This window comes from Corynebacterium sp. (assembly GCF_043426755.1).
In the GTDB taxonomy this organism is placed as follows: Bacteria; Actinomycetota; Actinomycetes; order Mycobacteriales; family Mycobacteriaceae; genus Corynebacterium.
This window is the reverse complement of sequence record NZ_JBHWRP010000039.1, coordinates 38,142-50,860: the sequence shown is the minus strand read 5'-3', so window position 1 is coordinate 50,860 and position 12,719 is coordinate 38,142. Positions and strand designations below refer to the sequence as shown.

Sequence of the window (12,719 nt, the reverse complement as noted above, 5' to 3'; positions counted from 1 at the left end):
AAAGGAATGAATACAAGCATGGGAACAACTCCTACAGTCGTGTTGGCCGGTGGCGGAACCGCCGGGCATATTGAACCCGCGCTGGCTGTCGGCGAGGTGCTTCGCGACGAGCACGGCGTCACCGTTGTTGCGCTGGGAACGCTGAAAGGGCTGGAATCGTCGATCATTCCGGCGCGTGGTTTTGACCTGCGTCTGATTGATCCGGTGCCGGTGCCACGCAAGCAGCCACTGAAGCTGCTTGGGCTGCCGTGGAAGGTTGCCAAGTCCGTGGGCCAGGCCCGCAAGGTGCTCAAGGAGACGGGTGCGAACATCGTCTTCGGCACTGGCGGTTATGTGGCAGCCTCTGCGTACCTGGCGGCGGCGTCATTGCGCCTGCCGTTTTTCGTGCTGGAGACTAATGCTCTTGCGGGAATGGCGAACAAGCTGGGTGTGCGCCTCGGCGGCACTGGTTTCAACGCTGTGGAAGGCTCGGGGATGGATGGCGAGGTCATCGGGATTCCCGTGCGCCCGACCGTCGGCGCGGACGAAGACGGGGAGAAGGCCCGCCGCGGCCACGCCACGTGGAACCTGGATCCGGAGAAGAAGACCGTCCTGGTCACCGGTGGGTCACAGGGTGCAGTGAGCCTGAACAATGCGATGGTGGATGCAGTACCCGCGCTGGTGGAAGCCGGCTACCAGGTGCTCCACGCCTACGGGCAGAAAAACGATGCCCCGGCAGCCCACGACAACTATGTGGCGGTGCCGTATATCAAGGACATGGCGGCTGCACTGGCGGTCGCGGACATCGTGGTCTGTCGTTCCGGTGCCATGACGGTGGCGGAGAACTCGGCGGCGGGCCTGCCTGCGATTTATGTGCCTTTGCCCCACGGCAACGGCGAGCAGGGGCTGAATTCTGCGCACCTGGTCAAGGCCGGGGCGGCGCGCACAATCCGTGATGAGGACTTGGAAGGCACAACGCTTGCCGACGAAGTCATCGCCATCCTGGACAACCCGACTACTTATGAGACGATGCGTTCGGCACTGCGTGACAGCGGCGCCGGCGATGTGGCTGGTACTTTAGCTGAGAAGCTTGTCGCAGCTGCCAAACACTAGATAGGAGACTTACTGCCGTGACCCAAGTTCAAGAGGCAATCGATCTGTCCCGCGTCCACTTGATCGGGATTGGCGGATCCGGCATGTCGGGTGTGGCACGAATTCTGTTGGACCGCGGCAGTGTTGTCACCGGGTCCGATGTGAAAGATTCCCGCCCCGTCCGCGCCCTGTCCACCCAGGGTGCGACAATTGCCGTTGGGCATGCTGCTGACAACTTGGAGCTAGCGGGTGACCTGCCCACAGTGGTGGTGACCAGCTTCGCCGCTATTCCGAAAGACAATCCTGAGTTGGTTCGCGCGGTGGAGGAGAATATCCCGGTGATTCGCCGCTCCGACCTGCTTGCGGAGCTGATGAAGGGCTACACCCAAGTTTTGTTCGCAGGCACCCACGGCAAGACATCGACCACGTCGATGGCGGTCGTGGCTTTGCAGGCGGCGGGGGAGAACCCCTCCTTTGCCATTGGCGGGCAGCTCAATCGTGCCGGCACGAATGCTCACCACGGGACCGGTGATGCGTTTGTCGCGGAGGCTGACGAGTCCGACGCCTCGCTGCTGCGCTACCAGCCGGACGTTGCGGTGATCACCAATATTGAGCCTGATCACCTTGATTACTTCGGGACCAGGGAGGCCTACTTCCAGGTTTTTGATGAGTTCGCCGATCGCGTGACCCCCAGTGGCCATCTTGTGGTTTGTCTTGACGACGACCACGCCGCCGCCTGCGGTAAGCGCGCCATGGAGCGTGATATCGCGGTGCTGGGCTATGGCACCCGCTCGGCTGTGGAGGCACACCCAGAGATCACGCCAGGTGTCATCGTCGAAGACGAAATTGTCACCGGCGGTTCCACCGAGGTCACCGTCACCCTCGACGCGGGTGAGAGCGGCCAGGTCGAGCTGGAGTATTCACTGGCCATTCCGGGGCGCCACATGGTGCTCAATTCTGCCGCTGCACTGTTGGCCGGCACCCTGACTGGTGCTGATCCGCTGCGCCTGGCGAAGGGGCTGAGCGAGTTTACGGGTGTGCGCCGCCGATTCGAGTACCACGGAGAGGTCACGGGTGGGCCTTTCGTCGGCACGCGCGTGTACGACGACTATGCGCACCATCCCACGGAGGTCAATGCTGTCCTGACCGCGGCCCGCGAAAAGGTGGTGGCGGAGGGCAACGGCGCACGCGTCGTCGTGTGCTTCCAACCGCACCTGTACTCGCGGACCCAGGAGTTTGCCTTCGAGTTCGCGGAGGCACTGTCGCTTGCCGACGCCGCGGTGGTGCTGGACATCTTCGGTGCCCGCGAGGCGCCGGTGGAGGGGGTGGACTCGCGCATCATCACCGAGCGGATGACCAATGAGGTTGTGTACGAAAAGAACTTCTCCGCTGCCCCGGACACGGTGAAGGAACTGACCCAAGCGGGCGATATCGTCTTGACGATGGGTGCGGGTTCGGTCACGATGCTTGCCAGCGAGATCCTCACGGCCATGTCTGAAGCTGCCAAGTAGGGCGGGAAGAGTGACTACTGCCTTAAACACTGACGAAAGGCCGAACCGCAGACCGCTATGGATCGGACTGGCTACCGTGGTGCTCGTCGCGATCATCGCTGCCATCGTGGTCTTGGCCACTCCGCTTTTTTCGGTGCGCAACTACAACGTGGAGGGCAATTCCCACATCGCGCCTGAGCAGGTCATTGAGGCAGCGGGAGTGCCTGAGGGGTCCAACTTGGCGCGTGCCGACGTTGGATCCGCCGCACAGGGCGTGGCCGGTTTGCCGTGGGTGAAGTCGGTGACTGTGACGCGGGGCTGGCCCTCATCCCTAAATATCAGCATCACCGAGCACGAAGCCGTCGCATACGTCGAAGAAGGCGACGGCGTGCACCTGATCAACGCTGAAGGTGCTGCGTTTGCGATCGATCAGCCACCGGCGGAGGCCCTTGAGATCGTGGGCGATGCGCGTGACGACGAGGCGGCTCGGAAAAACGCAGTGGATATTGCGGCATCCATTCCCGAAGAACTTCGCCTAGAAGTCGAAGCGATCAACGCAAAAGATCCGTACAACTTTGAGCTGGAGCTCAATGATGATCGTCTGGTGGTGTGGGGCGCCGCTGAACACAACCACGATAAGTCACTTGCGCTGGACACTGTCCTGAAACGCGAAGGCCAGCGCTTTGATATTTCTAACCCGAGCCAAGTGGCCGTCAGCTAGCGCGAGTGTCGGCAAAACCCCAGGCCATAACCCTAAAGTAAAGGTTGAGGGTGCCGACACGCCGCGAAAATCAACCACCTTTTCGGCCTGATTTAACCCATGATGGATAGCAAGCACTTGAAGCGAACATATTCCCCATGATTAATTGAAAGGCGAGCCTCACCCATGACCTCTCCTAACAACTACCTCGCCATGATCCGCGTCGTCGGTGTCGGCGGCGGTGGCGTCAACGCGGTCAACCGCATGATCGAAGAAGGCCTGAAGGGCGTCGAATTCGTCGCCATCAACACGGATAGTCAGGCCCTGCTGTTTACTGATGCAGACACAAAGCTCGACATCGGCCGCGAAGCTACCCGTGGTCTTGGCGCCGGCGCGAATCCCGAGGTAGGTCGCACCTCTGCCGACGACCATAAGAGCGAGATCGAAGAGTCCCTCAAGGGCTCCGACATGGTCTTCGTCACCGCTGGCGAGGGTGGCGGCACCGGCACGGGTGCCGCCCCGGTTGTTGCCGGCATTGCTAAGAAGATGGGCGCGCTCACGATCGGCGTGGTGACTCGCCCATTCTCCTTCGAAGGCAAGCGACGCACCCGCCAGGCACTCGAGGGTATTGAGCGACTCAAGGAAGTCTGCGACACCGTCATCGTTATCCCGAATGACCGTCTGCTGCAGCTTGCCGACGGCGACCTGTCCATGATGGAAGCCTTCCGCGCAGCCGACGAAGTGCTCTACAACGGTGTGCAGGGCATTACCAACCTGATCACCATCCCGGGCATGATCAACGTTGACTTCGCCGACGTGCGTTCTGTCATGGCTGATGCAGGCTCCGCACTGATGGGTGTCGGTTCCGCCAACGGCGACGACCGCGTCATGGATGCCACCCTGCAGGCGATCAACTCGCCACTCCTGGAATCCTCCATGGAGGGTGCGAAGGGCGTGCTGATTTCTGTAGCCGGTGGCTCAGACCTTGGCTTGATGGAAGTCAACAACGCGGCTTCCGTGGTGGAGGAGAAGGCAGACGACGATGCCAACATCATCTTCGGTACGATCATCGACGACAACCTGGGCGACGAGGTTCGCGTGACCATCATCGCCACCGGCTTCGATGAGAAGGCCAATGCTCTCCCACAGGATTCGGAGCAGCCACAGGAGCAGCAGCCAGAGCAGGCACCCGTGTCGGAGGACGCCACCCCAGCACCCGCTGCTCGTGGCTCCCTGTTCGAGGATCGTGAGCGTGACGACGAGCGCAGCGGAGATAGCTATGCCGCCCGTCACCGCTATGAACCACAGCGTTCAGAGCCGCAGCGTTCGGAACCTCGCCGCACCGGCCTGTTTACTTCCAACGATGATCGTCGTGACAACCGCGACGACGATGATGACTTGGATGTGCCAAGTTTCATGCGCTAGGTTCTGCGCTTCGTCGCGCCACAGCGCGACTGCGCTAACCTATGGAGTATGTCGCAGCTAGAAGATCGCCCCGTCCGCTTCGTGTTCACCTCACGAGCTGGCGGGGTTTCGCAATCCCCCTATGCCTCTTTCAACCTGGGCGGCCACGTCGGCGACCGCCCCGAAGACGTCGCCCAGAACCGGTCCCGCCTCGCGGAGATTATCGGTGTTGATACGGGTAATTTCGTGTGGATGGAACAGCTCCACACCAATAATGTGGCCTTCGTCGATAATCCGCAATCTGCACCCGTTGAGGCCACCGATGCCGTGGTGACCACCACTCCGGGGCTCGCTCTGGGCGTACTGGTTGCCGACTGTGTTCCGGTCTTGCTCGCTGACCACACCAACGGCGTGATTGCGGCGGCACATGCAGGACGGATGGGTGCGCGCAACGGAATCATCCCGGCAACGGTGAAAGAGATGCTTGCCCGCGGTGCGCAGCCCCAGTCAATCCAGGTCCTACTTGGGCCTGCTGCGTCCGGTGAGTCCTACGAGGTGCCGGAGGAGATGGCAGCAGATGTGGAAAAGCATCTGCCTGGGTCGCGCACGAAAACGAAGAAGGGGACTCCGAGTCTAGACGTGCGCGCTGGCCTGGTTCGCCAGCTGATGAGCCTGGGGATTACCAATATCGATGCCGATCCCCGGGACACGATTACTGACGAAGACTTTTTCTCCTACCGCCGCGAGGGGACAACCGGGCGTCAAGCGGGCATTGTGTGGTTGACAGGAAAGGATGCATAAATGAGCCGTCGTGAAGAACTGGAGCACAATCTCAACCAGGTGCGTGAACAGATCTGGGCCGCCGAGCAGGCTGCGGGCCGTGAGAAAGGGTCTGTGTCGCTGCTGCCGGTCTCCAAATTCCATTCCGTGGAGGATATTCGGATCTTAGGCGAGCTTGGTGTCACCCTGGTGGGGGAAAACCGCGAGCAAGAGGCGCGTGGGAAGGCCGAAGAATTGGCGGGCGAATCGTCGACAAGTGGTATTGCCATCGCAATGATCGGCCAAATCCAGACCAAGAAGGCGAACGCGGTAGCGCGCTGGGCAGCCGAGGTACACTCCGTTGACACTCCGCGGCTGGCCGCGGGGCTCGATCGGGGAGTGGGACTTGCAATTGAACGCGGGGATCGTCCGGAAGGCCAGCTGCCGTGCCTGGTGCAGGTATCGATGGACAACGATCCCACACGTGGCGGTGTCGCCCTTGATGATGTCGACGCTCTTGCGGCCCAGGTCGAGGAAGCCGAGAACCTGACCTTCGGAGGAATCATGGTGGTGCCGCCACTCGAATCTGACGCGGAGGCGGTGTTTACGCAGGCCCGCGAGCTTGCTGATCGTCTCGGTGAGTCGGTGGGGCGCAGGCTTGTGTTGTCTGCTGGCATGAGTGGAGATTTTGAGCAGGCGATCGCGTGCGGAACGGATACCGTGCGTGTCGGAACCGCGGTGTTTGGCCAAAGACCCTTAGTGTAAATACACAAGAAGAACACCAGTGTTATTTGTTGAACCCGCCAGGTCAGCACGTCAGAATGAGGAGTACAACACATGTCTTTTGTGAAGAACGCCAAGGAATTTTTCGGCTTCGCGCCATACACCCCGGAAGAGGACGCCTACTACGACGAGCCACGCTACGGCGATGATGGCTCCTCCGCGTACTCGCCAGCACCAGCACCTGCACCGGAGCGCACCTACTCTTACGATCGCCCAGAGCGTGTGGAGCGTATCTCCACTCGCGAGCCACGTACTTATACGCCGGCGACCGTCGTCGTCACGCCTCGTTCTTATAACGACGCGAAGGATATCGGTGAGCCATTTCGCGACGGCGACGCAGTGGTGATGGACCTGACCGAGCTGGATCGCAAGTCCGTCACCCGCATGATCGACTTCGCCGCAGGCCTATGCTTCGGTCTGCGCGGCCAGATGCACAACCTGGCAAAGTACGCCGACACCGACCGCTACGTCTTCGCGATCGTGCCAGAGAACGCACAGATTTCGACCAGCGAGCTCGAGCGAGCAGCGGATCTTCGCTAGCGTTTGGGCGTGTGACCTGGCGGTCGCGCGAGAGACACCCCACCGTAGTTAGGCTTTGTCCGGGCTTTCCGACGAAGGCCCACGCGGCTGGGGTGTTAGTCGTTTAATGAGGAAATAGGTAGGGTAGAACACCGTGAGCATGCTCGGAGCCATTCTGTACGCCTTGGTGCGTCTATATACGTTGATCGTGATTGTGCGACTGATCATTGAGATGATCCAGTCCTTCTCGCGACAGTTCGATCCCCCACGGTGGTTCATGGTGGTCGCGGAATTCTTCTTCGTGGTCACCGATCCACCGATCAAGGCGTTGAGGCGCATCATTCCACCAATCCGCATGGGTGGGGTAGCCCTCGACGTGAGCGTGATTGTGCTGTTCCTCGTCCTGATGATTCTCAGTGTGGTCATTGTCGCCATCTTTTAATCCACCTAAGCCGGGGGTGATTCGGTGGAAAATCGGGCATAAATGGAGAGAAATATAGCCCTCCGGTAAAGATTGAGGGTGGTAGTTTCGCCATGAAGGACTATTCTTGACTAGAGTAGTAAAGCGTAACGAACATAAATTAACTACAATGCAATAAAATACCCACACTTTCGGTGGGTGCTTAGATTTGACTCGAAGGGAACGCTAATGCCGCTGACACCAGCAGACGTGCACAATGTCGCTTTCAGCAAGCCACCAATTGGCAAGCGCGGTTACAACGAGGACGAGGTTGACCAGTTCTTGGACTTGGTCGAAGAGGCCTTGGCTCAACTGCAGGATGAAAACGACGACCTGCGTGCCCGCGTTGAGGAACTGGACGGCCAAGCGAGGTCTGGCGGTGCCGCCGCCCCTGCAGCGCAGGCTGGTTCCACGGCGAATGACAACAAGGTCGACGAAAGGGCTCTACGCGAGCAAATCGAAGGCGACCTACGCGCGGAGTACGAGGCCAAGCTAAAGAAGGCACAGGATGCCCAAAACAAGGCGGAAACTGATGCCAAGAAGGCCCGCGTAGCTGCCGATCAGGCACGCCAGGACGCTGAGGCTGCAAATAAGCGCGCATCCGAAAGGCCTTCCGAACCCGAGAAGCAGGAACAACCAGTCGCCGCTGCCGCATCAAACGAGGCAACGGCTTCCGCCGATACCCACCTGCAGGCCGCAAAGGTCCTGGGCATGGCCCAGGAGATGGCAGACCGCCTGACCTCTGAGGCTCAGGAAGAGTCCAAGTCCATGCTGGACGAGGCACGCCAGGCAGCGGATACCCAGCTAAGGGACGCGGAAGATCGTTCCAAGAAGCAGCTGGCTGATGCTGACAGGCAGGCAAAGACCCGCACTCAGGAAGCAGAGACCAAGGCAAATACCCTGATCTCTGATGCTGAGAAGAAGGCAGAACAAACCACCAACGACGCCAACTCCCGCGCCGAGGCGCAGATCCGCCAGGCGGAGGAGAAGGCTGCACAGCTGCAGGCAGACGCAGAGAAGAAGCACACTGAGATCATGGCGACGGTGAAGAGCCAGCAGGCCGCACTGGAAAACCGGATCTCCGAGCTGCGCACCTTCGAGCGCGAGTACCGCACTCGCCTGAAGACCTTGCTGCAGTCCCAGCTGGAGGAGCTGGAGAGCCGCGGCTCCTCGGCACCTAACGGTGACGCTGGCCAGTCAGACAACAACTAAACTCACGTTGGACCGCCCGTGACCCCGAAAGGGAGCCCGGGCGGTTTCTTCGTGTATAGTAAACCTCTGTCGAAGCACCGCACGAGCAGTGCCGAAGCGCGCGATGATCCGCTATCAACGGGGAGTGCTTCCGGAAGAACAGCCATACCAGCCCAGTAGAACCGGACGGGAATAGAAGGCACCGCAACCTTCTTCACCACAAACGAAGTGGGGCAACCTAGGTTGCTCAAGCAGGGTGGTACCGCGTGACCCGTGTCGCGTCCCTGCAGACATCATTGTTGTGTGTGAAGAAAGGACGATCGATGAATACTCCCGTCGGTGGCGTGTACCCCAAGGTCGATATGACCGGGGGAAGCAATAAATTTCCAGAAATGGAAGAGAAGGTACTCCAGTACTGGGGCGAGGACAACACCTTCCAAGCCTCCTTGGACAACCGCAAGGACAATGAGGAATTCGTCTTCTACGACGGCCCTCCTTTTGCCAACGGTCTGCCTCACTATGGCCACCTGCTGACGGGCTACGTCAAGGACATCATCCCGCGCTACCGCACGATGAAGGGCTACCACGTCCCACGCGTCTTCGGCTGGGATACTCACGGCCTGCCCGCCGAGCTGGAGGCAGAGAAGCAGCTGGGCATCAAGGACAAGGGCGAGATCGAAGACATGGGTCTGGCCAAGTTCAATGAATACTGCGCTAAGTCCGTGCTGGAGTACACCGAGGAGTGGAAAGAGTATGTGACCCGTCAGGCCCGCTGGGTCGACTTCGACAACGGCTATAAGACGATGGACCTGACCTACATGGAGTCTGTCATCTGGGCGTTCAAGGAACTCTACGATAAGGGCCTGATCTACCAGGGTTTCCGCGTCCTACCGTACTCGTGGGCAGAGCACACCCCACTGTCGAACCAGGAGACGCGTCTCGACGATTCCTACCGCGAACGCCAGGACCCCACCCTCACGGTGACCATGCCGTTCACGGGTGCTGAGGAAGGCACTGCAGGTGCGGACACGTGGGCCAAGAACGAGGAACTACACGAAGCGGCAGCGCTAGCGTGGACGACCACCCCGTGGACCCTGCCATCCAACCTGGCACTAGCGGTGCACCCAGAGGTGGAGTACTCCCTGGTGGAGGTCGCCGAAGATGGGGCAGAGGACTTCGTCGGCAAGCGATTCCTTCTTGCAACCGCACTGGTGGGCGCATATGCCAAGGAATTCGGCACTGACGCGCAGACCGTGGCAACCTTCCAGGGCTCCGAGCTGGAGGGCCTGCAGTACGCCCCAATCTTTGATCACTTCGCGGATCAGCCCAACGCTTTCAAGGTGATCCTGGCAGACTATGTCACCACTGAAGACGGTACTGGTGTGGTGCATCAGGCGCCTGCGTTCGGTGAGGACGATATGCTGACCTGCCAGAAGTACGGCATTGACCTTGTAATCCCGGTGGATATGGACGGCCAGTTCACCTCCCAGGTGCCAGAGTATGAGGGCCAGCTGGTGTTCGATGCGAACAAGAACATCATCCGCGACCTCAAAGACAAGGGGCGTGTGCTGCGCCACCAGACCATCGTGCACTCTTACCCACACTCCTGGCGCTCCGGCGAGCCGCTGATCTACATGGCGCTGCCATCTTGGTTCGTGAAGGTCACGGAGTTCCGCGACCGCATGGTCGAGCTCAACCACGAGCAAATCGAGTGGGTCCCCGAGCACGTGCGCGACGGTCAGTTCGGCAAGTGGCTGGAAAATGCGCGTGACTGGAATATCTCGCGTACCCGCTACTGGGGCAGCCCGATCCCGGTGTGGCAGTCGGACAACCCGGAGTACCCACGCACCGACGTGTACGGTTCCCTCGACGAGCTGGAGCGCGACTTCGGCGTGCGCCCGGAATCGCTGCACCGCCCATATATCGACGAGTTGACCCGCCCGAACCCGGACGACCCCACGGGCAAGTCCACCATGCGCCGCGTGCCCGACGTTCTGGACGTGTGGTTCGACTCTGGTTCGATGCCCTTTGCGCAGTTCCACTACCCGTTCGAGAACAAGGAGTGGTTCGACGAGCACCACCCGGCGGACTTCATCGTGGAGTACATCGGCCAGTCCCGCGGCTGGTTCTACCTACTGCACGTTTTGTCCACGGCACTGTTTGACCGCCCGGCGTTCAAGCAGGTTGTCGCCCATGGCATTGTGCTTGGCGACGATGGCCAGAAGATGAGTAAGTCCAAGGGCAACTACCCGAACGTCAATGAGGTCTTCGACCGTGACGGTTCTGATGCGATGCGCTGGTTCCTCATGTCCTCACCGATCCTGCGCGGCGGCAACCTGATCGTCACCGAGCAGGGCATCCGCGAAGGCGTGCGGCAGGCACTGCTACCGATCTGGAACGCGTACACCTTCCTGCAGCTCTACAGCTCGCAGGAAGCGGAGTTCTCCACTGACTCTGAGGACATCCTGGACCGCTACATCCTGGCGAAGCTGCATGACCTCGTCGTCGACGTGGATCAGGCACTGGAGACCACCGATATCTCCGGGGCATGCGATAAGGTACGCCTGTTCGCCGACGCGTTGACCAACTGGTATGTGCGCCGCTCCCGCGACCGGTTCTGGGCTGGTCAAGAGGAACACCCAGAGGCATTCAACACCTTGTACACCGTGTTACACGTGCTCACTCGCGTGGCGGCGCCGCTGCTGCCTTATGTCACCGAGGTGATCTACCGCGGGCTCACTGGTGAGCGTTCGGTGCACCTGGCTGACTACCCGGATGCGGGCAACATCCCGGCGGATGCGGATCTGGTCGCTGCGATGGACGCAACCCGCGCGGTGTGCTCGTCGGCAAGCTCCGTGCGCAAGGCCAACAAGCTGCGTAACCGCCTGCCGCTGCCGAAGTTGACGGTGGCCCTGCCCGAGGCAGAGACGCTGGCCGGTTACACGGGCATCATCCGTGACGAGGTCAACGTCAAGGATGTTGAGCTGACCAACGATGTTGATGCGGTCGGGTCTTTCGACGTGGTGGTCAACGCGAAGGTAGCCGGACCGTCGCTGGGCAAGGATGTCCAGCGCGCGATCAAGAACGTGAAAGCCGGCAACTACACCCGCGACGGTGAGAACGTGATCGTCGACGGCGATATCACCCTGACCCCGGAGATGTACACCGAGCGCCTCGTGGCGGAGAACCCAGAGTCCACTGCGGCGATCGACGGCACCGAGGGCCTCGTCGTCCTGGACATGACTGTGTCCGAGGAGCTGGAGGCTGAAGGCTGGGCAGCCGACGTCATCCGTGGCCTTCAGGACGCACGTAAGGCATCTGGCTTCGAGGTATCGGATCGCATTACGACGACGCTGTCGGTGCCTGCAGCGAAGGAGGAGTGGGCCAACCGCCACGCTGATCACATCGCGGCGGAGACCCTGTCCACCTCCTTCACCGTGACCACTGATGCAGTGTCCGATGGGCACGACATTGTGGACGGTGTCACCGCGACAGTGCAGAAGAAGGGCTAATGCGTGACCGTCTGACAGCCCCGGCGCTGATGGTTGTCTCAGGTACGTCGATGTACCTGGGCGCGGCCATCGCGGTGGGGCTCTTCGACATTTTTCCGCCCACGGTGGTGGCGTGGATGCGCATGAGTGCTGCGGCCTTGATCCTCCTGGTGATTAATCGCCCGCAAATTCGGGACTTCGTGGGCCCGGTCGGCCGTGCCGCCGCGATCTATGGCGTGGTGACCATGGCGATGAACATGACGTTCTACGAAGCCATCGCGCGCATCCCACTGGGTACCGCCGTCGCCATCGAGTTCTTAGGCCCGATCGCAGTGGCGGCGCTGGGCTCGCGCAGCCTGCGCGACTGGGTGGCGCTGCTGCTCGCGGGTTCCGGCGTTCTGGTGATTTCTGGTGCGACCTGGGCAACCGATGCCGTCGGCATCATCCTGGCCCTGGCCGCCGGGCTACTGTGGGCTGGCTATATCGTTGCTGGCTCCCGCATTGCCGGCGACGCCGCAACTTCGCGTGCCTCCACTGCCATTGGTTTTAGCTGGGCGGCGGTGATCGGTCTGCCACTTGTGGTGTTGCTGTGGCCCGCGGATGTCACGCAGCACCCCGGGGTCACCTTTGGTTTGGCAATTGGGCTGGGCCTGTTGTCGGCCGCGGTGCCTTATTCGATCGACCAGATCGTTCTGCGCAAGGTCGGTCGCGCGTACTTCGCCGTGCTGCAGGCGATCTTGCCGGTGGTCGCGGCGGTCATTGGTGCGGTCGCGTTGGCCCAGTGGCTCAGCCTCGCGGAGCTGATCGGCATGGCGTTGATTGTGGTCGCGGTTGCTTTAAGACGACCTTAG

Annotated in this window: 11 protein-coding genes; all 11 read left to right on the top strand. The window is 60.8% G+C overall.

The genetic code is table 11. The features are described from left to right. The first annotated feature begins 18 nt into the window (after positions 1-18). Positions 19-1,092, top strand: a complete 1,074-nt coding sequence (murG, locus tag ACHFGA_RS03525) for an undecaprenyldiphospho-muramoylpentapeptide beta-N-acetylglucosaminyltransferase (RefSeq protein ID WP_394281046.1) — start codon at positions 19-21, stop codon at positions 1,090-1,092. 83 nt (positions 1,093-1,175) lie between these two features. Further along, on the top strand, positions 1,176-2,582 hold the full coding sequence (murC, locus tag ACHFGA_RS03520) for a UDP-N-acetylmuramate--L-alanine ligase (RefSeq protein WP_394281086.1): 1,407 nt from the start codon (positions 1,176-1,178) through the stop codon (positions 2,580-2,582). A gap of 10 nt (positions 2,583-2,592) precedes the next feature. Then, entirely contained in the window at positions 2,593-3,282 is a 690-nt protein-coding gene (locus ACHFGA_RS03515; protein ID WP_394281045.1) for a cell division protein FtsQ/DivIB, read from the top strand. Positions 3,283-3,447: 165 nt separating this feature from the next. After that, the gene (ftsZ, locus tag ACHFGA_RS03510; RefSeq protein WP_394281044.1) at positions 3,448-4,686 is read left to right on the top strand and encodes a cell division protein FtsZ; all 1,239 of its coding nucleotides are present in this window, start codon (positions 3,448-3,450) and stop codon (positions 4,684-4,686) included. A gap of 48 nt (positions 4,687-4,734) precedes the next feature. Beyond that, the gene (gene pgeF, locus ACHFGA_RS03505; protein ID WP_394281043.1) at positions 4,735-5,466 is read left to right on the top strand and encodes a peptidoglycan editing factor PgeF; all 732 of its coding nucleotides are present in this window, start codon (positions 4,735-4,737) and stop codon (positions 5,464-5,466) included. Continuing rightward, the gene (locus ACHFGA_RS03500; protein ID WP_394281042.1) at positions 5,467-6,189 is read left to right on the top strand and encodes a YggS family pyridoxal phosphate-dependent enzyme; all 723 of its coding nucleotides are present in this window, start codon (positions 5,467-5,469) and stop codon (positions 6,187-6,189) included. Positions 6,190-6,261: 72 nt separating this feature from the next. After that, on the top strand, positions 6,262-6,747 hold the full coding sequence (locus tag ACHFGA_RS03495; RefSeq protein WP_394281041.1) for a cell division protein SepF: 486 nt from the start codon (positions 6,262-6,264) through the stop codon (positions 6,745-6,747). A 139-nt stretch (positions 6,748-6,886) separates the two neighbouring features. Continuing rightward, on the top strand, positions 6,887-7,168 hold the full coding sequence (locus ACHFGA_RS03490; RefSeq protein ID WP_394281085.1) for a YggT family protein: 282 nt from the start codon (positions 6,887-6,889) through the stop codon (positions 7,166-7,168). Positions 7,169-7,375: 207 nt separating this feature from the next. After that, entirely contained in the window at positions 7,376-8,398 is a 1,023-nt protein-coding gene (locus ACHFGA_RS03485; protein ID WP_394281040.1) for a DivIVA domain-containing protein, read from the top strand. A gap of 302 nt (positions 8,399-8,700) precedes the next feature. After that, entirely contained in the window at positions 8,701-11,889 is a 3,189-nt protein-coding gene (gene ileS, locus ACHFGA_RS03480) for an isoleucine--tRNA ligase (RefSeq protein ID WP_394281039.1), read from the top strand. Further along, a complete protein-coding gene (locus ACHFGA_RS03475; RefSeq protein WP_394281038.1) occupies positions 11,889-12,719 on the top strand; it encodes a DMT family transporter in 831 nt (276 codons plus the stop codon). The genes ileS and ACHFGA_RS03475 overlap by 1 nt, the downstream gene beginning before the upstream one ends.

Excerpts from the sequence above, each read along its gene's own strand:
- murG (WP_394281046.1), top strand. The coding sequence starts at position 19 with ATGGGAACAACTCCTACAGTCGTGTTGGCCGGTGGCGGAACCGCCGGG.
- murC (WP_394281086.1), top strand. The coding sequence starts at position 1,176 with ATGTCGGGTGTGGCACGAATTCTGTTGGACCGCGGCAGTGTTGTCACC.
- ftsZ (WP_394281044.1), top strand. The coding sequence starts at position 3,448 with ATGACCTCTCCTAACAACTACCTCGCCATGATCCGCGTCGTCGGTGTC.
- pgeF (WP_394281043.1), top strand. The coding sequence starts at position 4,735 with ATGTCGCAGCTAGAAGATCGCCCCGTCCGCTTCGTGTTCACCTCACGA.
- ACHFGA_RS03500 (WP_394281042.1), top strand. The coding sequence starts at position 5,467 with ATGAGCCGTCGTGAAGAACTGGAGCACAATCTCAACCAGGTGCGTGAA.
- ACHFGA_RS03495 (WP_394281041.1), top strand. The coding sequence starts at position 6,262 with ATGTCTTTTGTGAAGAACGCCAAGGAATTTTTCGGCTTCGCGCCATAC.
- ACHFGA_RS03490 (WP_394281085.1), top strand. The coding sequence starts at position 6,887 with ATGCTCGGAGCCATTCTGTACGCCTTGGTGCGTCTATATACGTTGATC.
- ACHFGA_RS03485 (WP_394281040.1), top strand. The coding sequence starts at position 7,376 with ATGCCGCTGACACCAGCAGACGTGCACAATGTCGCTTTCAGCAAGCCA.
- ileS (WP_394281039.1), top strand. The coding sequence starts at position 8,701 with ATGAATACTCCCGTCGGTGGCGTGTACCCCAAGGTCGATATGACCGGG.
- ACHFGA_RS03475 (WP_394281038.1), top strand. The coding sequence starts at position 11,889 with ATGCGTGACCGTCTGACAGCCCCGGCGCTGATGGTTGTCTCAGGTACG.